Here is a 21,175-nt window from a genome sequence, read left to right as displayed (position 1 = left end):
TTACTTCCCTTTTTTCTTGGTATATTTGCTGATTTTTTCTTGTCTTCGCTCCTGGACAATTTCTGCCACTTCAAAAACAATCGGAATCAATTCTTCTGTTTGTTCGTCAGCTGCTTTATAAAGTTCATCACCAGAACCTTCCCCAAACAGGACATCCAATGTTTCAAGTAATGTATCCTTGAAGTCTTCCTCAAGCTTTATGGCTGCTTCTACATTCAAACTGGTTTCATCTGTCACATTTACTTTCGTGACGATGTCATTAAATTTCAATATCTGTTTGCTGCATCGTTTGCGATCATTATCTTTCAAACTGACCTTGTAAACCTTGCCTGCAATTTCAATTTCTTCATAGGATTTCTTAAATTCAAATTTACGCATTCAAAATTCCCTCCTCAAAATAAAAAGAGCCCAGTGAGGACTCTATTGTACGTGATATCGTTTATGCGCTTGTTAGTTTTATTCCTGAGTCGATCCTTTTCTCTCTCCTGTTAAGAATCCAATAGTACCTGATGTACACCCTATTATTATTGGACCTATAACCACCCAAACGTCTTTTGAAATTTGAGGATTTTTAACAAAAATATAACACCCAAAAATTGTTAGTATTATGGCAATTATACCAATCATGCATATTACAATCGTTTTATTCCTGGAATCTCCTTTTACCCTACTTACTTCTGCCTCAACACGTTTCACCTCAGCTTCTGCTTTAATTTGACCTGCAGTAGGAGGCTTTTGCATTGACGCAATATATTTCATAATCGCTTCATATTCAGCAGAATGCAAGGTTGTTGATGTTAAAGATGATGTAGAAGATGATCCGATTGATGGTGCTACAGAACTAGAATCAACACTTGAGCTTGGATTAACCGTTGAACTGGATGACTCAAAACTCATTAGATCAACTCCGAAATACCAGAAATAGTAAAGCTATTCTGGTGTGAAGTAATAACTTTAAGAATTTCTTCAGTAGCTAAAGAAGTTGATACTGGTACATTATTCATATCTCTTTGGATAAAAACTCCTTGTTGAGAGGTTCTGCCGACTTCATTAATTGTCCCCTTGCTTATTTCAACTACATCATTAAGTGTAAGTTCATTGCTTTCAAATCGTTTGTTAAATCTAAAATTAAGTTCCTCTAAATCCCCTAGATCTTTTTTAAAGTACTTATTTTGTATCTTTCTTGATGGGTTGTTGTCTTTTAAAAAATATTTGCCTACGAATCCAAATCGCGTAAATTTTTTATATTTACTTACTGAATTTGAAAAAATTCGAATTTGTTTGATAAAATCATCTACATTTACAGAAACTGATTGACCTGAATTTCCGTAATTAACAATAAAATCAATTCTTGTTCTAGCAATATTACAAGTATATACACCATTTGAGCTTTGCATTATTACACTAGGAACCTCTGGGGGCGCATCTTGCGGTATAGGAAGTATTGTTGGCATTTGATCAAACACGCCATCTAAAGCATCATCAACCCTGGGAATCAATTTATCTGGTCTGTTTTCAATGGAATCAAAAAATAAAGCATACTGTAATTGAACAAGACTAATTTCTGACATATGTATACTCCTCTAAAAATTTTCTATTTTATAGAAGCAGTATACCTTAATTTGTAATTTATTTAAACGCCAACACCATTAGATAATAAAATAATATTAATACTATTGGAGGGATAAAGACTGAACACAAGAAATAAAATACTTGTTTTTTATTCAATACGAATCACTCCTTCTGGTCATTTTTATATTTATATTCATTAAAGCAAAAGAGCAACCAGAAAAAATCCGGCTGCTCTTTTTATTTCCTCTGTAAGTATAAAATTACACTAACTTTTCAAAATCAATTATGTTCATCTTTTTTTCCAAATGTGTCGTTAATTTCTAATTTACCTCATTAATAAAAGCACCGTGAAAAAGTCACAGTGCCTTAGCATTAGTTAGCTGATGTCTTGCTAACGTCATTCTTCAAGTTATTAAACCAAATTTCATATCCTTGGTCATTAGGATGAATTCCATCAGATAGTATGTCTTTATAATTTAAATTTTTCTCAGTGACAACACCCTTGAACTCTTCGTATGTGCTAATGAAATTCCAACCTTTACTTTGAACATAACTTTTAACACTCTCATTATAGTCATCATATGTTAGGCGAAGTCCATAATTCGGTTTATCATTTTCTATGGAATTTGCAGTTTGTAAAACAATTAATGAGTCAGGTAGACTTTCTTTCAACTTGGAAATAATTGTATCAATATCTTGATAAGTCTGATCTAGTGAAACACTTTGACTGTGATTATTTATTAGACACAGTTCAAATATAACAATATCAGGCTTACTCTTGATTACCTCATCAAGCTTATTATCCTTTAATAATCTACTTGTACTATATCCTGAATATCCATTGTTCACCAGTGAAACTCGATTAATTCCATCAATGCTCGATAAATAATTTGAAAGCATTTTAGCCCAACTATGACTCCGATCTTTCGTGCTTGAACCATCACCTGCTGTTACGCTGCTACCTAAAACAGACAGAGTAAGTGTTTCTTTTTGTGTAGATTCATATTTTAACCAATCCACCACACTCTTTGATTTACTAGCTTTTAACAATTGTATTACTTTTTCCTTCTGCTCATTTTCTAGTTTCTGGCTACGTAAAAAACTCTCTCTTGCTGCTTGTCCTTGGGCTTTTATCTTGTTTTTATAATGCAAATCCCCTAAAATCATCACAGCAAGACTTACACATATGAGAGCAGAAATAAAGACTTTTTTCATGTTGCAACTCCCTTATTTAGTAATATTTTCCTAGCAATTATAACAGAATTTAGGAGTTGTAAACAGTAATTTTAAACTACTTTATTAAGCTACAGGTTCAATTTCCTTTAGCTTTGAGATAACTAACCTGGCTATCTTTTTTCCACCTTCAGTATTCGGATGAAGAAATGCACCATCATCGGTTACAAACGTTGCGATATTAATATCACTCCATCCAGCATTACCGAAAACATCAACACAAGGAATCCCGTGTAACCTCGCTACCTCCATTATGACTTTTCCATAATCACCAGTTGTAAGTCCTAGATTGTTTTTTAATCCGTAAGGATCAGACCAACCAGCTCTATTCGGATATTTACCATATGGTGTAGTCATAAAAACGATTGATTTAGATGGGAATTTTGTAATTAACTTTTGTGCAACTGTCTTTACTGCACCATAAAACGTGCTAACATCTGTACTGCTTATATCACCTAATGGCACATTGTTTGCCCAGTCGTTTGTTCCTCCCATAAAACTTATGACATCAGAAATGATATCAATGGCATTAATCCGTTCATCTCTGCACATTGCTTGCGTATCTGATCCTGTAGAATCCGCCACCCTAGTTCCTGACACACCATAGTTTTTTGAGACTAGACTTAACGCAGAAATTACGTAAGGCTGCCATTTCCCTTGTGCAGTAATAGAGTCACCTAATTGTGACCAAACCTTATTTTTCCAATTAACCCCCGAAGTAGATGAAATAATCACTGGAACTCCATTTACTAAATTTGCAGGTATTAATCCATAACTTTCATAACCAGTTGGTGTTGTTCCCAGTTCAAATTGAAACTGGTCTACAGGACAATTTGCTCGCTGTGGAGATATCCTTACAAAGTAAGTGTTAGCACCTGTGGTAAAGGTGTTTGTATAATCACTTGGTGTTTTCCCAAGGATAAACGCTTTTCCACTTCCATATTCAGCCATGTAGCATGGTAAAGGTACTGCGTATGCGGTGTTTGATGTTACGGGTATATAATCACTTAAGTAATAACCAGTATTACTTAACGGATTTCCTGTAACATTATTCATCATATAATTATCCGTAATTGTAGCTTTATTGAATAAGTTCTTTGTATAGGTGTACCTTGATACTAAATCTTCTAATAAACCAAGAGTTATTCCTTTTGATGGTATGTTCTTAAGAATATCCGTATAGGAATTTAAAACATATTTGTAGTTTTCATATGATGTGATTGTACTCCCTACTTCAAGTTGAAAAGCCGCTTTTGCTGACAACGGTTGAACTGAAGTGCGAAGGTAATAACAATTTGCTGGTGTGGTAAACGATCCTGTAACAGTGTTGGCTTGCCCACTGATAAAGGTTTTATTCGCATCATAGAAAGCCATGTAACTATCTCTTGAGCGAATATAGATTGTGTTTGGTTTAACGGGTATAAAATCACTTGCGGAATAGCTTGCATTAGCACTTAAATTACCATTTGTATGGTTTACAAAGAAACCGTCCGTAGAAGTGTTTATGTTATATAAATTTTTACCTACTGCTATAAAGTTTGTTTTTCCAATTGCAATTGATTCATCTGCAATGCCTGCGCTTTGGTACGTTCCACCTGCAGCCCATGCTGTACCATTCCAGTAATACCATTTACCATCAGCAGTTACTAAATAAATCCCTGTTGTTCCGGTTGGATACGCAGTTTGTAAGGCAGTTAAGGTTGCATATGTTCCTTTTGGCGATCCACTTGCCACTGCTTGAACTTCTTCTTTGGTCGCCTTTTGTGCCACAGACGTCGATAATGTATTCAATCGATCGTTAAATTGCACAGCATTTACACCGTTTAATTCGGTCAATCTGGTCTCAGCATTGGTCGCCGCTTCATTCGCTGATTGAGCAGCAGTAGTTGCTTGTTCTGTAGCCGTAATAGCGTTGGTAGTTGCCGTATTCGCTGCTTGGGTTGCCTGTTCTGTTGCTGTTTTCGCTGTGTTTGCATTGTCAGCTGCAGTATTGGCATTTGTTGCCGCTGTATCGGCGCTTTCCTTTGCAGTATTCGCTCCTTCAATAGCACTAGTAGCTGTATTTAATGCTTCATTCGCACTGGTGACAGCGTTCTCTGAGTCTGTTATGAGTGCTTGTAAAGCGCTATACTCGTTAGAACTTTCCACCATTCCCGATGGAAACAAAGCAGAATCTACATGATACTTAAATCGTGGGGTAACTGCCGTTTGTTGCCCTTCGTTTACATATAGTTCACATAGAGCGATACCAGGAGAAGCCAATGAATTAGCAGATAACACAACTTCAATAATCCCTTTTTCCCCATCCGTAACTTCACAGTCCTGAAAGACCACGGTTTTATCGGATTTTTTTATGGCCATTCTTACCTTTGACTGAGTAAGGGATAGGATCGCACCTTTTTCTTTCAGCGAAATGACAAGCTTCGCCGTTGCAAAATCGTCGATATGAAAATATACCAGTGGTGGGGATTCATTTTTACGTATATCAATGGTTAACGCATATGATTTAAACATGTAATCCCTTCTTCCTTTTCAAGCATTAATCAAAAAAAATAGTCATCGATTTAGGCAGATAAATCCCTAAATCGATGACTTCACTATGTCCCAGGTGTGTAGGTCGGTTCCCCATTAAAATGGATTTCAAAAGAGATTTCCCCTTTTGATCCTGCTGCTCCACTAGGACCACTGATATTAGCAATGGTACATGCTCCTGTGAATTTGCCTCCATCCGGCTCCGTCCATTCAAAATTAGTTCGACGTTCTTCGCCAAGTTTAAGCATTAATCCCATGATAAAATCTTGTGCAGGATCTCCGTAATAACGATGTCCTGTAAAAGCTAACACAGTTTGGGCTCCGATGACATCTGTCTCCCCAAAGCCTCCACCATCCAGATATTTATCCTGTGACAATTCTTCGTTATTGCTTGGTTCTACATTCGTAATACCTTTTCCGATAACAGCCAATGTACCTGGGGTTGTTCCGGGCGCTGTGTTAATGCTAAAGGCATGTGCATTCATCAATTCAAACATCTAATTCCCTCCCAGTTCTATCTCTGCTGAAAAAATAGCAGTATAGATATGTTCATTTTGTTCAGTCGTTTCCACCCAGCTCGGCAAGGTGGTACATTCGCATTTGGTCATAACAAAACTGTCATTACTACTCGAGACCGAGTCAGCAGACAGCCCGTCTAGTTTTTGAAATATCGTATTGATGGTATCCCTCGCTTTGATAATGCTCGGGTCCTTGACGAGTAATTGAAATTGGAAATTCATCGTTTTATCGGTATTTATATATCGATTCGCAATGGAGGAAGGTGTCTCACGAATCGCCACTGATTGAGGAGCTTTACTTAACACCGGGGAAACGATAGGTGCATTCAGTGAAACGTTATTCGTAAGATAATCAGATATTTGTTTGATAATGTCCATAATAATCACCCTCTCCCATTGAAAATCTGGCTATACGGTACGCCTGCAACTTCTGCCCATTCCCTGGCATGAGCCGCCTTGGCAGCTTCAAACCATAAGCCTTGAGCATTTGGATTAACGTCTTTAGAAAAATTGTATTGTGGATTGTAATAAAGCCTACGTGCATACGGTGTTTTCCACTCGATATGACCATGCCCTATTCGACTGTGTAAAACCCCTGAGGCTTCCAAGTATGCCTCTTGTTTCGGAATAAAGAAATTACTGTCTTTTAAGACTTGTGTATCGAGTGCAAACTGGGCTTGTTCCCTAGCTGATGTTTGCCTTCGTCTTAGACTTTGCTCATCTATTTCTACCCTGGTCCGAAATCGAAACATCTTAGATCAACCCGATTTCGTAATGATGAAGTTGTATCGCTTCAACAGGATTCACCTTTTCCACGACCATAGTCTTATTATCGTGTGTGATTCTAGACTTTTCGGTAAAAGTAAAAACATCACTAGATGAAGAATTAACAACATCATAAAAGAGCGTAGCCTCATAGAGTAAATGCTCAGAATTGGCATTCTTGCGAATATTGGATAGAAATTGTACCCGCACATTCGAAAGTGTTACGGGTGCATTAAATCCGCTTTCTGTATTAATACCGTCGCCTTCCAGCCATTCTTCATAGATGACGGTATGTGTTAATACATGTTTAGGTATAGGTTTAACGACCATACGCGCTCACACCCCTGTATAGTAATCCAGTGGGTTTTAGATAGTTCATTGCTGCAGGAGATACAATCGGTTGCTCCTGATTGCTTGCTTGGTAACTGAAATTGCCGATATTAACAGAAGTAGGAGAACCGCCATGTATGGATAACTCTCCACCTTGTATGGCCATGTATTCCACTTGTGCAGCTGTCGCTTTTTTGACATTCGATTGAATCAGAGGTGCCAGTTCAGAAAAATCAGCTCCATGTAAACCATAGGATGTGACTTGATCTATTACATCAGAAGCCCGTTCAGATAACACAATAAATTGATCATGTGTAATGGCTGTTCCTTTGTAGTTATCGGAATAATAGGTATAATCAATGTAAGCCATGATTACTCATCCTTTTTAGGTGTCCGTTTTGGTTTTGGTTTAGTCTTAACCTCTTCTTTTTTCTCTTCTTTGGGTTCTGCTTTCTTATCATAATACCTACGTAACATCATATTTAAACGCTCCCTTACAAAACAAAAGAGGGCAAAAACGCCCCCCTTTTATTCGTCATTAGATAGAATCAACAATCTTAACAACACCATTAGCGTTGTAAAGGTTAGTTGTGTAGTAGTTGTTTCCAGCTAACACAAATGTACGTGCTAGAATATCGTGATCTTTTTCAATGTTAGGGCGTTTCTTGTAAACAATTTCGACTGCGCCTGCTTTTTGCACATAAGCAGTACCTTGAACAAGACGGTTTGTTTTCACGATCTCTTTAACTCCCACCAATTCAGCAATCTGTGCTTGGCTTAGGAAAGTATTACCGTCAATTAGAGACTTGGATAATCCTGTGTAATCTTTAGGGTTGATGAATAAAATATATGTTTCTTCATCTTCATCCCCGAATAAATTAATAGCATCAATAATCGCTGTTGCTGTTACAGGTGCAGCATCATGAGACAGTAAAGTTGCAGCCATTGATGCTAGGTAGTCAATGTCTAATTTGTCAGCCATCGCTTTTGTAATTTGATTAGCCGCTTCGTCCATTGTTCCTGCGACATTTGTGATGATTGCTTTTTCAGTCACTTCGATTGCTTTACCAGCTTCTTTAACGGTTACTTGAGTTGTAGTCATGCTTAATTTAGCAGGGTCCATAGGTACGCCTTCAGTTAAGTCTTCGGCAGCACCAACATATCCGTATACAGGACGTGTGATTGTGTCCCCAGCTACACCTTCCAAAGTAGTATCTACCTTCGCATAAGGCGCAAAGCGAATTGCTTTTGGAAGTTTTCCTGCTACGATGTCTGCTAATACCTCTGGATTCAGTAAATCTGCCGCTTTAGTTTGAGTCATTCTACATCATTCTCCTTTTTTATTGAGTTAATTGTTCGTATAACGCTTTATTTGTGTTGTAAAGCTCAATACGCTCGGTATAATTCATTGAGTTAAATTGTTCCTGTGTGATGCCGCCAGCCGTTTTTTGATGTTGACCTGTTGTGAATTTCGGCGATTGTTGCTGTTCGGAATCAAATAAATAAGCATCACTTTCTTTTAGGTTTTTCAGTTGCTCTTCAAGTCCCAGCAACTTGTCACCGTCCAGCTTGATTGCTTCTTTATTCAACAATGCTTCAACCGCCTTGGCATTTTTGGCTTTGGCACCTGTCAAAGCTTCTCTTAGAGCAAAGTCAAACGCCTGTTTATCCAATTTGTCTTGATATTCTTTGGCTGTCTGCTTATTTAGCTCCGTAAGGTCATTGATCTGTTTGGTAAGATCCTCATTGCCAGCTGCTTTTGTTTTTAAATCGGTCAATTGCTCATCACGATCTTTTAACTGCTTCTTGAGCTCTTTGTTGTCACCATTAACCTGATCAAACTTGTCTTTCGGAAACCAATTGCCATCGGAAACAATCGCAATTTTTGTGTCTCCCATTTTTTCTGCGACTTGCTTGTATAACTCTTCGCCTAACAACTGCATTAAATCCATCTATTTCAATCTCCTTTTTAATGTTTTTTAGCGTGTTACACCTCACGCGAAAGGGTACGCCTCTTTATGGTCTAGCCTTTAAAAAGACCAAAATAAAAAGCCTTAACTGAAATAGTTCGGCTCTTTCGGTTTCTTCAATTCATTGATTTCCTGCTGCAGTTGAACAAGATGATAGGACATATTGTTAATGATGTTGTCCTGCTCTTTGACCTTATTTTCAAGCTTTTCGAATTCCTTTTTAGAGATAAACATTAATAGATCTGCTCCCTCTGACGGTTTCTGGTCCGTCCAGTATCGTCGATAAATGCCCTCATATCCGCTTGTCTATCTCGAATTTTCTTCTTAGCTGCATTTATGCCTTCAGTGTCCCCTATCTCTTCCATCATGAGAAGCTCTCTTTTGGCTTTTCGAATTTGTCTCTCAAGCAATCTTTGTTGCTGAGACTCTTCATATACCGCACGGTTCTTTTTTTCGTCATACGGTTTATATGTCTTTCTAGAGACCCCTTCGATGTAGGGATAAAACAAATGACGGCAGTTAACGCCTTTTAAGCCAGCTGGTTCACCATATGAGGTGGTGGCCAGTGCCGGATACTTCGAATGTGTACCACTTCTCGAAAAGATTCTGCCCTGGAAAGGAGCACATCGAGGTCTTGCTCCTAAATGGCTGGACACTTCGACTAAATCTACCCCAAATTCATCCATCCGAGTATCTTGCATTTCATTGGCTACATTGTTCACCGTAGAACGCATAACTTGATTGAGATAAGCTTCTGTACTCCACTTTCGCCCTCTTCTATCTATTAGAGCAGGAACACCGGTATCAGCCCAACTCTCAACACTTTCTCTTAAGGCTTCCTGAGGTGTCATTGTGCCAGCTAATACTTTCCCTACCGTTTGATTGACGATGTCTAAATAGACCTGCTGAGACTGCTGTAACATTGTGGTATTAACCATATTAAAGGTTTCTATTGCTTGTTGTTGGAAGGTCGCTAATACATCCTGCAATGCTAAGCTTGCTTCGATATTTGGTGGAGCAATCAGATACCCCAAGGAGACCGCTTCCTGCAATTCCCCTTCATACTCTTGTAATGTGCTATAACCTGCTTGCTCTAGTGCTTTCGTGACCTCATTTACGGCCATTCCGGAATGCTTAGCAATGGCAATAATGTTCTGCTGGGTAAGGTTTCCGAGCATGGATAATTGCTCTGTTTGCCAAGAAACAATATTCTCCTCAGTAAGCAAAGATTTGTGTTTCTTTAACTGTTTAGCGATATTGATTAGGAGCTGCTCCTCGATGGAAAGAAAGACTTCTACTGTCGGCATGGCTAATTGTTGCTGTTTGAGTGGATCCATTAACAATGGCTCCTAGCAAACACCATTCTCGGTTTTCTAATATTAACCTGATTCCTTGCTATAATCTTTTGGGGAACGGACCATTTTGGTTTAGTCACCGAAATGGTCCGGTGCTCATTTATAATTTCATTAAATTCTTTGATTTTGTTCCACATATTTTTAACTGATTCAAAGAGTGCTTTAAATGCCGATGTGAGTCGTTCAAAAAACTCAATCACTTTTGTTCACCCTCTTTCTTTTTGACAGGTGTCTTACCACCCATACCAAACATATCAATGCTTTCAGTTAAAACGGTCGCTTGCTCTTCTTTGATTTTGACCAGCAGCTCCTCAGCTTCTTGTTCCGTCAGTCCATGAATTTTCATAATAGCTCTAACTTTGCTGTTCAATCCATTCGTGACTAACTGAATCTGTTTGGTAATCTCCGCGCTCTGATCCTCTGCAATCGAATCATCAAAAGCGACTGACACTTCATAGTCAGCCGGACGAGGAAACACGTTGAACGTATCTGCAATTTCTACAATTGCCTCGACTAATTCCTGTATAGCAGCTTCTACATTTGTTTCATGATCCTGTTTAGTTCGGAATGTTTCACTATTCTCAGAAACAACCTCCGTCGCTGTTTTTACTCCTACACCGTCAAACGTGAAAGTCCCAGCATTGAAGCCGACCTGCATAGCAAAAATATTTAAAAGAGCATTAATAGCCGCTACATGATCCGTAACGCGTAATTCCACTGAAATATCATGGATTTTTTCGGCATCCATGTCTCCAATGTTCATAGCTTCATACACTTCATCGTCTGAATCAAAGTATCGCTGCATGGTTCCTGATTGTGGGTCTACAACGGTTTTAATCGCTGATGTAGGAACGATGATTCTCTTTTTCCCTAGTGCGAATTCCCTTTGGAAACTGTCAAACGCAATATCAAGCGATTTAAGAGTATCCAGTGCATTTGCGAATATGGAAATACCCATCGGGCTGTTTGTGTCGAAATTATTGGCAATATTGGGCTTAAAATAAACGAATATCGTCTTCTCAATCTCATGAAATGTGATTTCTTCTGACAATTCTTTGAAATGAGTATCAAGAGAAACTTTCACACCCAACTCGTGGTCATGGGAGCTCTCATACAGCTCATTTCTAACGATGTAATTGCCTTCTTCCCATATATGCCATTCCAAGTGTGTATAACGCTTCTCGCCTTTTCTGAACGTGCTGACGAATACACCCTCTGTTATCCGGAAATTATCCCATGCTAAGGGAATAAAACAATCGGCAGTCGTGTACGACACTTTAATTTGGTTATTCTCAAAGTAAGCCTTCATCACCATGCCACCAAGAGCAAAACCATACTCTAGATACCTACGAAACTCGCGATTAAATTTATTAGTTTTTAAGATATCTTTTATCGTTTCTTCTAGTTTCGTATCGGAAATATTAATTTCACATTTCTCGTTAAAAATCAGCGTGGCCATCTTTTGTGCTGCTACTTTTCCCATCTTCATAGAAGCCCGTTTTCGCTGTTTCTTACCATTCACAGTCATGTAAGAGGTATCGTGCCAATCTTTGTAATAACCCGCATATACAGCTTTCCAGACATCGATGAGATTGTACATTTCATCATTCACTGGAATCTCCCGTTTATCGGTTAACTTTTGAATTCCCTTTACTATGCCCATTTTGTACATCACCTGCCTTATCTTGGCGAGTAAGCTTTTAAACATGTTGTCACCGCCTTAAATAAACTCAATTAGCCTATCGATGTTAGCCTCAACAATGGCCATGGTCACATCTGCTTGGAAATGACCTATCATATATTGCTTTTCTTGAACATCTAAGTTGCAGTATCCAGTCAAAATATCGTTGTCAATGTGTTCAGCTGCAACCATAATGTTTTTTAATTCCCCGTTTTTGGCCATTTCGAGAAAGTCCTCGATATGCTTAACAAGAGCTTCCCTATCCTGTTCTTGTTTATTAAAGAGTTTAATAACCTTTGCCAAATCGTCACCGCCTAAATTACATATCGTTTATAGAAATAGTTGTTGCTGTAACGGAATTCATCCATCGCATGGTTAAAGTCATCGATCGGCTTGCCGCTGTCATCTCGGGCATACATACCAACTTCTTTGATGAAATGGTAATGTCCGAACTTATCATTCTCCACCAAGAAAAATTGTTCATTGGTTATGGAGTTTTGGGCACGCTCAATACCTACTTCAATTCCTTTAGCTGTGCCTTTTACATCTTTCGCATTGTTATCAGCGCCTGTTGTGGGGATTCCTAGCAAATGCAATTCTTCTCTCAAGGATTTACATGCCGGATCCACAAATACCTCTGAGTACCGCATTTGAAAGGTATCTGTACACCAATTAAAAAACTCTTGAAGCTCTTTCGCATAGACAGACATTGCTTTTGCTTGCCCTGTTTCTTTACCGCTATGATAATAATGAGCCACACGGTAAAGACGAAACTTCCCATCAAGTCTGGTGATAATGTTACAGCTGCATGATGTTGCGTCGCTTTGCCCGCCATCGCCAGCAAAAAACATTTCAAAGGGTTTTCCTTCGATAGCAGGTTTAATATTCATATCCATATTGAACATGCCATAAATAACACCCTCTGGCATGACTCGCTTTCCTTCCCAGTCTCGAGCAAATAAGTAAGGGTTTTTTATTAAGGTGTCGTATATTTCCTTCTTACGTTCTTCTGTTAGGATAGGATTGTCATGGATAGTCCAATGTTTCCATTTGGTCTTTTGAACATCGAATACTTTTTCGATGACTGGATGATTGGGAGCTGGTGGGTTTAGATCCGCCAAGTGAAACCTCATTCGTGCAGCAAAAGTACGACGAAAACATTCCTGAATCATATCCATGTGCAATAAGTTGATTTCACAAAATACTACAGAGCCAAGCGACATACCGGTAATGGCTTTCACACTATCGACTTTACCGCCGCCTTTGTAATAAACCTTCTTAACGCCGCTCGGAGTATGGACCTCCAAATGATCACCGAGTTCATCATGCTTAATCTTGCATAAATCACCAAAGATGTGCAGCAAACCCGTGCCATCACCATCAATAAAAAGCCGATAAGCTTGCTCTTGGTTATAAGCCACAATCAAATGGTTTTGGTCAGGTGTTAACGTCAAATAAAGGGCATATCGTGAGTGTCCAGCAGTAGTTTTCCCACTTCTTGGTGTACCCTCATTGGCTTCCAATGTATACTCGAATGGAGCCGTAATGACCTCAAGCTGCTTTTCCGAAAAAGTTATTTGTTTCATGTGCCATTCCTCGCCTTAAACGCGCTAATGAGAGACTCAAGCAACCCAGTATCTTTCTGAGCACCTTTGAGAAGCTTCGTTCGTTCTTGTACAAATTCAGTATCAGCTTTAAGCTTTTCATCCTGTAATCTCTTTCTGTCGTTGTCAGAGAGTAAATCAGTATATTTGGATAAGAACTCTAGTGCTTTCATCTTATCAGCGAGTTTCACTGATACACCGTCTTTGCCCTGTTTGACCTCAGTAACAATCGTTCCATCAACATCCACCGATTCTTTAAACCTCACTCTATTTACTTCATAAGGATTTCCTAAATCATCAGTCACTTCTTCGCGACCAAACTCAACAAAGTCAGTTATGTCCGCAAAAGCAATATCAATGTATTTTTGTAGAATTGCTTTTGTATCCAAAAACAATCCTTGCTGCCTCTCAGCTCTTAGCCGTTCAATTTCTTGTTTTACCCGAGCATTTCCGAGCAACCGAGGACCATTAGTGTCTGCTGTTTGAAGAGTACACTGATATGCCTTTTTATAAGCCTTAGTAGCATTAAAATACTTGATATAATAAAGACAAAACATCTTCTGTTTATCATTCAAATCATCGTTTTCAATAACAGGTTCGAAGGTTGCAACCTTTTTGTTTTTTGATGCAACTTTTTTCGGTGAACCTCTCGACCATCCTTCACGGCTTTTTCTGCTTTTTAAGGTACCGATTTTAATATCATATTTTTCAGCAAGTGCTGCTAAAGTGACCTTTGATGTCTCGTATTCTTTTCTGACTTCATCCCAGTTCACTACAACTTCACCGCCTCCAAATAAAAAAAGGCAACCGCTAAGGCTGCTCTTCTTCTGATTCTTCTTTATTCACCGTAATCAATCGGCCATCGTTCCCTAATCGAATCCAAAGGACTTCCTCATCCTCAGTCGAACAGATATGTGTAATATTGGTTTTTATAATCAATACTTCCACTCCTTCCACTTATTAGCTTTTGCAAAAGGAGGAAATCTTTGCATAGTTTATTTCTTATTTATTTCTTATCGCACCATTACGCCTGGTGTAGGTTTGTTTGTCCATTCCCATTAAGTGCTTAATATCTCTTGTGCTAAGTTGTTCTTTCTTCTTAGGTGATTTCTCTTGCTGCTGTTTATCTTTTTTCATAAACATCACCCTTTGCCGTTATTTGCTCCAAACTGCCCCCTCTGCATTAGATTAAGAGCGTCCTCCAAACCTCTAACGACTTACACTGGGACAGTTTGCAACAAATAAAAAAGGCGAACACCGTAAAAGGGTGCCGCCTAGTGCAGGTTGGATGTTTGAACCAACGCCAGTATCATAAATTAAGCTTTGCATAATTTGACAACAATTGCAATATTAATCAATTGTTTTCACTCACACAGTTTATCCACAATATCATTACGAAGTTTATCCAACCATTGTGGGCTAACACCTATAATCTTGCTTACCTTCAACATACTTGTGCCGTCCAATAGATAATCTAATATTTCGATATCTCTTTTATCTGTCAGTTTATTACGATTTTTGTTAATCCATTTCACTTTATTTAGGTAATCAAACAATCTTTTATTCCGGTCATTACGTCTGATGACTTCCATTTCCAGCGCCTTCCCTACAACTCCTTGAGCCTTCGGCAGGGTGGCTTCAACACCATATTGCGCTGTGCCTCTAAACTCAACTTCGGTTTCTCCTACCTCACGAATAATCTTAAGCATTAACGGATAATCGGAAATAATCTTATATACATCGTGCTTATTGTAGGTTATGGTCTTTTCCATACCATCATACACCCCACTCCCCGCTCACAGGGTTTAATTTCACTCGCCCGCGTCCACCCTCTGACTTCGTGCTTAATGATAAGAGCCATTAACCGTTCTTCTGTTAGTGCATACACTTTCATTTTCAGTTCCTTCGTCCGGCCATACTTCCAATCTTCCCCCATGGTTTTCCTCCTTTTTTATCGTCTATTCTTCGTAAGATGAACATAATTAAATGTTAAAAGACACCGAATACTCACACTCAATTTCTTTGGGTTTTCTTATCAAAGGAACTTTCGACTTAATCAAAGACCTTTTTGCACTACGATATGAATGTGGATATTTCTCTTTATTTTCTGCCAACGAATACTCCCAAATCTTATATTCCTTTGCTTCATTTTCTGGCTCACTATCACAACCACTATCACACCAACGTTGATGTATCGCTTTCGAAACATCGTAATTATCATCTGCTACAATGTAATTTTCGTAATACTCGTTATAAACAAAATAAATTTTTTCGAAAGTGCGTTCTAGGTTATTTGACAATCTTTTAACTTCTCTTAAAGCGTCAAATACATTATCGAATATTTCCATTTTCTCAACTCCCTTATGTTCATCTTTTGGTTCAAGAATGCCTATCTAATTTATTAGAGATTCGACAAATTAATCTAATTCCCAAACCTACTTGCCACCAAAATTCGAATTTTATTAGCTGTTACCTCTCCAATACCAGGTAAACTTTCAAGGTCATTTAACAAATTTACGGCACTTTCAATATCTAGCTTCCGCTGATCTGCAGCTCCTTGGTTGTAACCATCAGCTTGTCCTTCGTTATATCCCAGTTCATAGGTGTATTTTAGATTTGGAGCTGGTTGAGCAGGAGAAGGACTTGCCTTCCCCTTGCTCTTCTTCAATTGTCGTAGGGACCCCACGAGTTTTCACCATCCTCATAGCCATCTGCATAGCCTCTACAATAGGCCTCATTTTCTTGATTTCTCATGCCGATAGCGCCTACGATACACCCTACGATAAACAATACGATACCCATGATCTCACCCTTTCAAAAAATCCTTTTATTCCCTGATATTTAAACTGCTTCCGGTCACTTTCTTTTTCATTCAATTGTTTTTGGGGTTGTTGCTTTCTATTTTTGATTTCCTTTCGACGCTTCTTTAACGCCTTTTTTAGCCTGCGTTTTCGCTTTACCTTGTTTACCATGACCCACACCTACTTTCGGTATCATATCGCCGCCCAGTCGCTTACAATCGACCCCAAAACGACTCGAGCATTTTTTATAAAGGGAACATCTTGTGAAGCAAATCATCTTGGTGTCTTCCTCCCTCATCCATGTAGGACGATCATCAGCAATAATGACTTTTTGCAAGACATTCCCTCACTTTCGTTTACTTAACTTCAATAAACCCTTTAGATTTGTCATATTTTAATATTGTTAAAGTATCTAAGTATTTCCGTTCAAATAGCTTTCTCTTTAAAGCGAATTCCTTGGTGATAGCACCCTTTATGTCAATGATCTGAGTTGTGCCATCCAAGTTATGAACCTCAAAATCTGCTACATATTCCGTTTTACGAAAAGTCTTGCCGTTTTTCTTAAATCCTTCTAGCAAAAGAAACCTTGGCTGTAATTTAAAATCCTTAATCTGCTTCGCCTGCTTCAACCATTTCAACTGACCGTAATACTTTGCCTCGGCTGCAGAATCGAAAGTAATATTGTCCACTACTGTTTTTTTGTTGCCGTACTTATTACGTGTCATTCCTTCACCTTCAGCTCCATTTTTAGCTGGTCTTCATCGGCTGTATCTTTCAATTTTTCCAGCTTCTTTTCGCAAACGGGACCAATACCCTTCGCCACACTTTTCTTGCTCTTTAACGGACGATTACAGACCGGACAAATCATTGTTTATCCTCCAAGAGTTCTGGATTTTCGTAGATGTTGCCAATGACTTCATTTACATTCAGCTCACTCCATAAAAGTTCAGCGTGATTAACGTTATTATCAATCCACCAGCAACCTTCATCCTGTTTTACTACTCCTATGAAACCACCTTCATCCAATGATCTAGTATCATAAAACTCCTGATAGACAATATCCCCTTCATAAATCTCCTTGCCGTTCTTGTCTTTTAATCCGGTGTATTGCAATAGAGTGAATTTACCTGGACGATACGGAGAGCGAACTGAAAACTGACCGACATTCAAATCTATTTCTAAATCTTGATTACACATCATTTCATCCATCATGCAGCCATCCAACATTTCTACTCCATCCCAAGCCCGAAACTTAATTTCCCTGCTCATTACGTTCCCTCTCTTCCTTCAACTGTTCAGCCATCGCAGAAGCGACAGCTGCCACATGAATTAACTCCTTATACAGATCGTCCGCGTCAGTAGGTTGGCACCGTCAGGAAAATGGATTCGGTTAATGGCTTGTCCTACCTCTCCAAATTCCTCCGTTAAGATTCCCAGCCATTTGCCCCAGTCATGACGTTGCAATCCCCATTTATCGTTCTGCCTGAGCCGTTCATAGAAAACGGCAATGTTTACTTCTGTCATTAATACCTCAATTTTGCTCATGCTGTTCCCCTTTCTATCTGAACCACCGATGTTCTGGATGCTCGATATCCACCTGGCGCATTTCTGCCAAAATACATTCCTGCCTCATTTCCTCATAATCCAGATCGTGTACAGATTTCCCATACGATGTTTCCGTAACGCCTAATTCAATTAATCTATCCAAGAAAAATTGACGATTCAATTCTTTTAAGTTTTTCCTAGTTTGTTTTTTAAGTTTCGTAGCATTCAAGAGTAAACCCAATATACCCACCTCAGCCTTTCATATTTGCCTGCTGTGATGTTTTTCTAGGTGATGGATACTTAACTATTAAAATAATTTGACTTGCTTTATTTCCACCGCTAAATGGTCGAATTATGACGTTGTTATGGTCTAGGTAAAACATCCACCTTGTAACAAGCCACCAATCTAACGCTGTTTAATTCATACTGCATAACATCAGGATTACTGCTTTTTAATACTCTCACCGAATAGACATAATCACCGACTGTTGTAGGGTCGAAATATCTATTGATGACCTCGACTATATCCCCTTTTTGTAAAGGAATAGCTGTTTGATTTATTACCCCAGCTAGTGACTTTTCATTATGAATATTGATAGTTATCATTAAATCCACCCTTTCTTTTTACGTCGTAATTTTCTTCACTTCTTCGAAGTGCGACGATTATTTAAATGAATCAACCACCGATTTAAACAGTGAATCTTTTGTTCTTTGGTATTTCGGTAATTCTTCATATCGCATAATGCAAGGGTGTGTTTTAGCTTCTGCATCCTTCACTTTTCCGTAAACCCAACCTTCTTCTAACTTCTGTTTTAACCAGTTTTCATGTGACATTTCAGGTGTTACATCGTTTTCTAAATGAAACCTAACCCCGTTAATTGCGCTTGATTTCTGCCATTCTGGTGCTTCTTCCCATGTTGGTTGTGAAAAATCATTTTGACTTTCACAATATGCTTTATTAACGTTGTGACAAATTTCTGCTACCTTTTCCAGTGTTACTCTGCTCATTACGATTTCCATACTAAATTCCACCTTTTCAATTTAATTTGTTTTAGTCATCCTTTGTTTCACAGATACCGCAAATTCCCTGAATAACATGTACTGCACTTACCCTCCACTGCAAATCCATTCGGCTGCTTACATTGGGGACAGATTTTCGAATCCGCCATCCACTTTTTATTGCAGTCTGGACATTCGATAAAGACGATTCCCCCTTTATGCTGAACGACATCCCCGTTGGTACCGCACCGAGGGCAGGTATGAATGGGATTGGTCATACCGGTAATACCCCTTTCAGCCGTGCCAATTCTGCAGCTAATTTAAGATTCTCCTCATACACTGTGTAAGTGGATTTTCTCTTACAATTCAGGAGTTTCTCTTGAAGGAGTTTGTTTTCTGCGTTCGCCTGGCTTAACATTCCCTCCATTTGCTCAATGTCATCGATGTAGCTTAATTCCCTGCATTGCGCTTCTTTTAATTCCTTTTGCTGGTGTTCGATAACTTGTATTAAATCAGCAATAGTTAGTAAGTAACTGCAATGGGTGTAATCTTTGCCTGTAACTTGATTAACCTTTGCTAATAACTCCTCTTTATTGAACATTTAATGAACCTCCTCGATTTTCTCCGAATCCTCAGGTCGTACATAATAAAGACCATTCAAATTGCAAGCGACCAGATAAACAGTTTCGAATGTAGTTTCAATGGAATGAAATTTACCATCAGGAGCCCATTCACCTAAATAAAAATCACCTTCCTGCCAATCTAGTAAGTTGGCAACGCTAATCCTTCTTTTGCCGACAACAATACCTTCTTTTAGATTTTCAAACTTCTTTATCACTCTTTTATGCACCCAAATGGGGTCGCCTTCTTCGAATTTCTGCCTTTGTTCTGGGGACATTAAATCAGGGTTATCAGGCAAATATTCATGTGACTTAACAAGAATTTTTGAAACTGCTACTTTGTCACCTAATTTCAAAGGAATCACCCTCCCCTAAATTGATTAAGCTTGTCCTTAATGGATTGCTTTTTGGCTTCTGTTTGGGCTGAATCAGCCTCTTTAGGAACATACTCCTGATTCATGTATTCAGGGATGACCTCTTGCCTAATTGGCGCCTTCCCGTAACCCTTGCGAGGAGTTCTTTTAGGAGTTGCTGCTTCCTCATCTTGGAGTTTCTCTAAATCTGAAACACTCTTAATCCCTTGTTTCTTCCAAGCTACTAATTTTTTATAGACATATTTCCAGGTCTTGCCGTTACCTCTGGCAGAATCTTTAATCGCTTCAACAATCATTTTCTCTGGATCCTCAAACCCAAACGTATCGATGATGTCCGATATATCATCCCGAAGGAATTCCGTAATGCCTTTTTCCCCGAGGATTTCACTTTTTTCTAAAATGTCTAAAATCCGTTTCAAGAGTGTCTCCTCCTCTGTATCTTTTTTCTTTATATTTTTCTTTAAATAATTTCTTTTTTGGTTGTCAGTTTCGCCCATGGTGGTGTTGTTGATTTCGCCCATGGTAGCATTGTCGGTTTCGCCCATGGTCAGTTTCGCCCCCGGTTCTATTTCACCCACCCATTCATCGTAATTTTTGTTGAATGACAATTTCCTGTAACTGCCATTTTTGATATTTTGATAAATGATTTTCTTATCCTCAAGTGACTTTAATTCTCTTCGGATATTCCTTTTGTCCAATCCTGTTGCCTCGCTGATATAAGACAATGACATATCGTGTTCTTTCTTCTGGAAACCATAGGTACATCGCCAAACAAGGAAAAGAATTCTATATTGAGTGGGGCTTAGCTTAATCCTTGCCATATGCTCCAAGATGTCATTTGCAATCCTGGTATATCCATGCTCTAGTTGAACATCTGCCAAGCCCATCACCCCCTAATATTTTTGGTATAAAACTTGTACATCGTGATATATTAGTAATGTAGTATTTCTTTTGAGCCTGACGTTGGCGCGTCAGGCTTTATTTTTTTGATAAAGCAAATCCCCAAATTTCATTCAATTTAGCTGTTTCCAGAAGGTATTCCGTTGCATTTTCTAACTTTTTAATGGACAAAACCGCTGACCCTTCACTAGTCCATGTACTCTTACTGATATTGCTGAATTTAACGTTATCAATGGTTGCTTTTGATTTAATCAAACCGTCATGTTCTTTGATTAAGACAAAGGCCACTTTACATGGGAATTTATAATGAGTGTTTAGTGTATTGATCATTTTTTCATCTTCACTCACCCTTCCCACTCCCTTCATTCATACCTTC

The 21,175-nt window shown here is 38.6% G+C and carries 36 protein-coding genes and 1 pseudogene; all 37 read right to left on the bottom strand.

Going from position 1 to position 21,175, the window contains the following annotated elements; translation table 11 throughout:
* Complete coding sequence (locus tag ABC255_RS09695; RefSeq protein ID WP_412993083.1) at positions 1-378, bottom strand: hypothetical protein; 378 nt, start codon at positions 376-378, stop codon at positions 1-3.
* 78 nt (positions 379-456) lie between these two features.
* Positions 457-897, bottom strand: coding sequence for a hypothetical protein (locus tag ABC255_RS09690; protein ID WP_412993082.1), 441 nt, complete (start codon positions 895-897; stop codon positions 457-459).
* Entirely contained in the window at positions 897-1,571 is a 675-nt protein-coding gene (locus tag ABC255_RS09685; protein WP_412993081.1) for a hypothetical protein, read from the bottom strand. Before ABC255_RS09685 ends, ABC255_RS09690 begins: the two co-directional genes overlap by 1 nt.
* Positions 1,572-1,944: 373 nt before the next feature.
* Positions 1,945-2,787 carry an SGNH/GDSL hydrolase family protein gene (locus tag ABC255_RS09680; RefSeq protein ID WP_412993079.1) on the bottom strand — a complete coding sequence of 281 codons (843 nt, stop codon included), beginning with the start codon at positions 2,785-2,787 and terminating at the stop codon, positions 1,945-1,947.
* 84 nt (positions 2,788-2,871) lie between these two features.
* Complete coding sequence (locus ABC255_RS09675) at positions 2,872-5,319, bottom strand: SGNH/GDSL hydrolase family protein (RefSeq protein ID WP_412993078.1); 2,448 nt, start codon at positions 5,317-5,319, stop codon at positions 2,872-2,874.
* An 83-nt stretch (positions 5,320-5,402) separates the two neighbouring features.
* Positions 5,403-5,834, bottom strand: a complete 432-nt coding sequence (locus tag ABC255_RS09670; RefSeq protein WP_412993076.1) for a phage tail tube protein — start codon at positions 5,832-5,834, stop codon at positions 5,403-5,405.
* Positions 5,835-6,233: a minor capsid protein gene (locus ABC255_RS09665; protein WP_412993075.1), complete on the bottom strand. Its 399-nt coding sequence runs from the start codon at positions 6,231-6,233 to the stop codon at positions 5,835-5,837.
* A 5-nt stretch (positions 6,234-6,238) separates the two neighbouring features.
* Positions 6,239-6,607 carry a minor capsid protein gene (locus tag ABC255_RS09660; protein ID WP_412993074.1) on the bottom strand — a complete coding sequence of 123 codons (369 nt, stop codon included), beginning with the start codon at positions 6,605-6,607 and terminating at the stop codon, positions 6,239-6,241.
* Between the two features lies 1 nt (position 6,608).
* Positions 6,609-6,950: a putative minor capsid protein gene (locus ABC255_RS09655; protein ID WP_412993072.1), complete on the bottom strand. Its 342-nt coding sequence runs from the start codon at positions 6,948-6,950 to the stop codon at positions 6,609-6,611.
* Complete coding sequence (locus tag ABC255_RS09650; RefSeq protein WP_412993070.1) at positions 6,940-7,320, bottom strand: head-tail connector protein; 381 nt, start codon at positions 7,318-7,320, stop codon at positions 6,940-6,942. The genes ABC255_RS09655 and ABC255_RS09650 overlap by 11 nt, the downstream gene beginning before the upstream one ends.
* Before the next feature lie 168 nt (positions 7,321-7,488).
* Positions 7,489-8,271, bottom strand: coding sequence for a N4-gp56 family major capsid protein (locus ABC255_RS09645; RefSeq protein ID WP_412993069.1), 783 nt, complete (start codon positions 8,269-8,271; stop codon positions 7,489-7,491).
* A gap of 19 nt (positions 8,272-8,290) precedes the next feature.
* Positions 8,291-8,902, bottom strand: coding sequence for a phage scaffolding protein (locus ABC255_RS09640; protein WP_412993067.1), 612 nt, complete (start codon positions 8,900-8,902; stop codon positions 8,291-8,293).
* 102 nt (positions 8,903-9,004) lie between these two features.
* On the bottom strand, positions 9,005-9,154 hold the full coding sequence (locus ABC255_RS09635) for a hypothetical protein (protein WP_412993066.1): 150 nt from the start codon (positions 9,152-9,154) through the stop codon (positions 9,005-9,007).
* Positions 9,154-10,257: a phage minor capsid protein gene (locus ABC255_RS09630; RefSeq protein WP_412993064.1), complete on the bottom strand. Its 1,104-nt coding sequence runs from the start codon at positions 10,255-10,257 to the stop codon at positions 9,154-9,156. Before ABC255_RS09630 ends, ABC255_RS09635 begins: the two co-directional genes overlap by 1 nt.
* A gap of 214 nt (positions 10,258-10,471) precedes the next feature.
* Positions 10,472-11,983, bottom strand: coding sequence for a phage portal protein (locus tag ABC255_RS09625; protein ID WP_412993063.1), 1,512 nt, complete (start codon positions 11,981-11,983; stop codon positions 10,472-10,474).
* Between the two features lie 12 nt (positions 11,984-11,995).
* Entirely contained in the window at positions 11,996-12,259 is a 264-nt protein-coding gene (locus ABC255_RS09620; protein WP_412993062.1) for a hypothetical protein, read from the bottom strand.
* Between the two features lie 11 nt (positions 12,260-12,270).
* Positions 12,271-13,542: a PBSX family phage terminase large subunit gene (locus ABC255_RS09615; RefSeq protein WP_412993060.1), complete on the bottom strand. Its 1,272-nt coding sequence runs from the start codon at positions 13,540-13,542 to the stop codon at positions 12,271-12,273.
* Positions 13,539-14,333, bottom strand: coding sequence for a terminase small subunit (locus tag ABC255_RS09610; protein ID WP_412993059.1), 795 nt, complete (start codon positions 14,331-14,333; stop codon positions 13,539-13,541). Before ABC255_RS09610 ends, ABC255_RS09615 begins: the two co-directional genes overlap by 4 nt.
* 37 nt (positions 14,334-14,370) lie before the next feature.
* Positions 14,371-14,499 (bottom strand): hypothetical protein, encoded by a 129-nt coding sequence (locus tag ABC255_RS09605; protein WP_412993058.1) that lies wholly within the window; start codon positions 14,497-14,499, stop codon positions 14,371-14,373.
* 63 nt (positions 14,500-14,562) lie between these two features.
* Positions 14,563-14,697 carry a hypothetical protein gene (locus ABC255_RS09600; RefSeq protein WP_412993056.1) on the bottom strand — a complete coding sequence of 45 codons (135 nt, stop codon included), beginning with the start codon at positions 14,695-14,697 and terminating at the stop codon, positions 14,563-14,565.
* A 227-nt stretch (positions 14,698-14,924) separates the two neighbouring features.
* On the bottom strand, positions 14,925-15,332 hold the full coding sequence (locus ABC255_RS09595; protein WP_412993055.1) for a hypothetical protein: 408 nt from the start codon (positions 15,330-15,332) through the stop codon (positions 14,925-14,927).
* Entirely contained in the window at positions 15,317-15,496 is a 180-nt protein-coding gene (locus ABC255_RS09590; RefSeq protein ID WP_412993053.1) for a hypothetical protein, read from the bottom strand. The genes ABC255_RS09595 and ABC255_RS09590 overlap by 16 nt, the downstream gene beginning before the upstream one ends.
* 46 nt (positions 15,497-15,542) lie before the next feature.
* Positions 15,543-15,908 carry a hypothetical protein gene (locus ABC255_RS09585; RefSeq protein WP_412993052.1) on the bottom strand — a complete coding sequence of 122 codons (366 nt, stop codon included), beginning with the start codon at positions 15,906-15,908 and terminating at the stop codon, positions 15,543-15,545.
* Positions 15,909-15,982: 74 nt separating this feature from the next.
* Positions 15,983-16,228 carry a hypothetical protein gene (locus tag ABC255_RS09580; protein WP_412993051.1) on the bottom strand — a complete coding sequence of 82 codons (246 nt, stop codon included), beginning with the start codon at positions 16,226-16,228 and terminating at the stop codon, positions 15,983-15,985.
* Positions 16,225-16,362: a hypothetical protein gene (locus tag ABC255_RS09575; protein ID WP_412993050.1), complete on the bottom strand. Its 138-nt coding sequence runs from the start codon at positions 16,360-16,362 to the stop codon at positions 16,225-16,227. Before ABC255_RS09575 ends, ABC255_RS09580 begins: the two co-directional genes overlap by 4 nt.
* 96 nt (positions 16,363-16,458) lie before the next feature.
* A complete protein-coding gene (locus tag ABC255_RS09570) occupies positions 16,459-16,698 on the bottom strand; it encodes a hypothetical protein (RefSeq protein ID WP_412993048.1) in 240 nt (79 codons plus the stop codon).
* 25 nt (positions 16,699-16,723) lie between these two features.
* Positions 16,724-17,086, bottom strand: a pseudogene (locus ABC255_RS09565) (DUF1064 domain-containing protein); the annotation flags it as partial.
* Positions 17,083-17,229 carry a DUF6011 domain-containing protein gene (locus tag ABC255_RS09560; RefSeq protein ID WP_412993046.1) on the bottom strand — a complete coding sequence of 49 codons (147 nt, stop codon included), beginning with the start codon at positions 17,227-17,229 and terminating at the stop codon, positions 17,083-17,085. The gene ABC255_RS09560 and the pseudogene ABC255_RS09565, both read right to left, overlap by 4 nt.
* Entirely contained in the window at positions 17,226-17,630 is a 405-nt protein-coding gene (locus tag ABC255_RS09555; RefSeq protein WP_412993044.1) for a YopX family protein, read from the bottom strand. The genes ABC255_RS09560 and ABC255_RS09555 overlap by 4 nt, the downstream gene beginning before the upstream one ends.
* 60 nt (positions 17,631-17,690) lie before the next feature.
* Positions 17,691-17,906 carry a nucleoside triphosphate pyrophosphohydrolase family protein gene (locus ABC255_RS09550; RefSeq protein ID WP_412993042.1) on the bottom strand — a complete coding sequence of 72 codons (216 nt, stop codon included), beginning with the start codon at positions 17,904-17,906 and terminating at the stop codon, positions 17,691-17,693.
* Positions 17,907-17,919: 13 nt separating this feature from the next.
* Positions 17,920-18,135: a hypothetical protein gene (locus ABC255_RS09545; RefSeq protein ID WP_412993041.1), complete on the bottom strand. Its 216-nt coding sequence runs from the start codon at positions 18,133-18,135 to the stop codon at positions 17,920-17,922.
* A 134-nt stretch (positions 18,136-18,269) separates the two neighbouring features.
* Positions 18,270-18,512 (bottom strand): hypothetical protein, encoded by a 243-nt coding sequence (locus ABC255_RS09540; RefSeq protein WP_412993039.1) that lies wholly within the window; start codon positions 18,510-18,512, stop codon positions 18,270-18,272.
* 57 nt (positions 18,513-18,569) lie between these two features.
* Complete coding sequence (locus ABC255_RS09535) at positions 18,570-18,926, bottom strand: RyR domain-containing protein (RefSeq protein WP_412993037.1); 357 nt, start codon at positions 18,924-18,926, stop codon at positions 18,570-18,572.
* A 253-nt stretch (positions 18,927-19,179) separates the two neighbouring features.
* Complete coding sequence (locus ABC255_RS09530) at positions 19,180-19,506, bottom strand: hypothetical protein (protein WP_412993036.1); 327 nt, start codon at positions 19,504-19,506, stop codon at positions 19,180-19,182.
* Positions 19,507-19,881, bottom strand: a complete 375-nt coding sequence (locus tag ABC255_RS09525) for a hypothetical protein (RefSeq protein ID WP_412993034.1) — start codon at positions 19,879-19,881, stop codon at positions 19,507-19,509.
* Between the two features lie 5 nt (positions 19,882-19,886).
* Positions 19,887-20,780 (bottom strand): replication protein, encoded by an 894-nt coding sequence (locus ABC255_RS09520; protein WP_412993033.1) that lies wholly within the window; start codon positions 20,778-20,780, stop codon positions 19,887-19,889.
* Between the two features lie 97 nt (positions 20,781-20,877).
* Positions 20,878-21,147, bottom strand: coding sequence for a hypothetical protein (locus tag ABC255_RS09515; RefSeq protein WP_412993031.1), 270 nt, complete (start codon positions 21,145-21,147; stop codon positions 20,878-20,880).
* Between the last annotated feature and the right edge of the window lie 28 nt (positions 21,148-21,175).

It is taken from the genome of Neobacillus canaveralius (assembly GCF_047237705.1).
GTDB lineage: Bacteria > Bacillota > Bacilli > Bacillales > Cytobacillaceae > Neobacillus > Neobacillus niacini_K.
The sequence above is the reverse complement of the archived record's forward strand: the minus strand, read 5'-3'. Positions and strand labels throughout refer to the sequence as shown.

Bases quoted from the DNA above. Each gene is read 5' to 3' on its own strand.
- ABC255_RS09575 (WP_412993050.1), bottom strand. From the start codon at position 16,362: ATGGGTATCGTATTGTTTATCGTAGGGTGTATCGTAGGCGCTATCGGC.
- ABC255_RS09555 (WP_412993044.1), bottom strand. From the start codon at position 17,630: ATGAGCAGGGAAATTAAGTTTCGGGCTTGGGATGGAGTAGAAATGTTG.
- ABC255_RS09640 (WP_412993067.1), bottom strand. From the start codon at position 8,902: ATGGATTTAATGCAGTTGTTAGGCGAAGAGTTATACAAGCAAGTCGCA.
- ABC255_RS09675 (WP_412993078.1), bottom strand. From the start codon at position 5,319: ATGTTTAAATCATATGCGTTAACCATTGATATACGTAAAAATGAATCC.
- ABC255_RS09645 (WP_412993069.1), bottom strand. From the start codon at position 8,271: ATGACTCAAACTAAAGCGGCAGATTTACTGAATCCAGAGGTATTAGCA.
- ABC255_RS09635 (WP_412993066.1), bottom strand. From the start codon at position 9,154: ATGTTTATCTCTAAAAAGGAATTCGAAAAGCTTGAAAATAAGGTCAAA.
- ABC255_RS09630 (WP_412993064.1), bottom strand. From the start codon at position 10,257: ATGGATCCACTCAAACAGCAACAATTAGCCATGCCGACAGTAGAAGTC.
- ABC255_RS09615 (WP_412993060.1), bottom strand. From the start codon at position 13,542: ATGAAACAAATAACTTTTTCGGAAAAGCAGCTTGAGGTCATTACGGCT.
- ABC255_RS09655 (WP_412993072.1), bottom strand. From the start codon at position 6,950: ATGGTCGTTAAACCTATACCTAAACATGTATTAACACATACCGTCATC.
- ABC255_RS09585 (WP_412993052.1), bottom strand. From the start codon at position 15,908: ATGGAAATATTCGATAATGTATTTGACGCTTTAAGAGAAGTTAAAAGA.
- ABC255_RS09680 (WP_412993079.1), bottom strand. From the start codon at position 2,787: ATGAAAAAAGTCTTTATTTCTGCTCTCATATGTGTAAGTCTTGCTGTG.
- ABC255_RS09650 (WP_412993070.1), bottom strand. From the start codon at position 7,320: ATGGCTTACATTGATTATACCTATTATTCCGATAACTACAAAGGAACA.
- ABC255_RS09660 (WP_412993074.1), bottom strand. From the start codon at position 6,607: ATGTTTCGATTTCGGACCAGGGTAGAAATAGATGAGCAAAGTCTAAGA.
- ABC255_RS09535 (WP_412993037.1), bottom strand. From the start codon at position 18,926: ATGGAAATCGTAATGAGCAGAGTAACACTGGAAAAGGTAGCAGAAATT.
- ABC255_RS09600 (WP_412993056.1), bottom strand. From the start codon at position 14,697: ATGAAAAAAGATAAACAGCAGCAAGAGAAATCACCTAAGAAGAAAGAA.
- ABC255_RS09685 (WP_412993081.1), bottom strand. From the start codon at position 1,571: ATGTCAGAAATTAGTCTTGTTCAATTACAGTATGCTTTATTTTTTGAT.
- ABC255_RS09625 (WP_412993063.1), bottom strand. From the start codon at position 11,983: ATGTTTAAAAGCTTACTCGCCAAGATAAGGCAGGTGATGTACAAAATG.
- ABC255_RS09540 (WP_412993039.1), bottom strand. From the start codon at position 18,512: ATGATAACTATCAATATTCATAATGAAAAGTCACTAGCTGGGGTAATA.
- ABC255_RS09665 (WP_412993075.1), bottom strand. From the start codon at position 6,233: ATGGACATTATCAAACAAATATCTGATTATCTTACGAATAACGTTTCA.
- ABC255_RS09690 (WP_412993082.1), bottom strand. From the start codon at position 897: ATGAGTTTTGAGTCATCCAGTTCAACGGTTAATCCAAGCTCAAGTGTT.
- ABC255_RS09595 (WP_412993055.1), bottom strand. From the start codon at position 15,332: ATGGAAAAGACCATAACCTACAATAAGCACGATGTATATAAGATTATT.
- ABC255_RS09560 (WP_412993046.1), bottom strand. From the start codon at position 17,229: ATGATTTGTCCGGTCTGTAATCGTCCGTTAAAGAGCAAGAAAAGTGTG.
- ABC255_RS09590 (WP_412993053.1), bottom strand. From the start codon at position 15,496: ATGGGGGAAGATTGGAAGTATGGCCGGACGAAGGAACTGAAAATGAAA.
- ABC255_RS09695 (WP_412993083.1), bottom strand. From the start codon at position 378: ATGCGTAAATTTGAATTTAAGAAATCCTATGAAGAAATTGAAATTGCA.
- ABC255_RS09670 (WP_412993076.1), bottom strand. From the start codon at position 5,834: ATGTTTGAATTGATGAATGCACATGCCTTTAGCATTAACACAGCGCCC.
- ABC255_RS09550 (WP_412993042.1), bottom strand. From the start codon at position 17,906: ATGAGCAAAATTGAGGTATTAATGACAGAAGTAAACATTGCCGTTTTC.
- ABC255_RS09530 (WP_412993036.1), bottom strand. From the start codon at position 19,506: ATGTTCAATAAAGAGGAGTTATTAGCAAAGGTTAATCAAGTTACAGGC.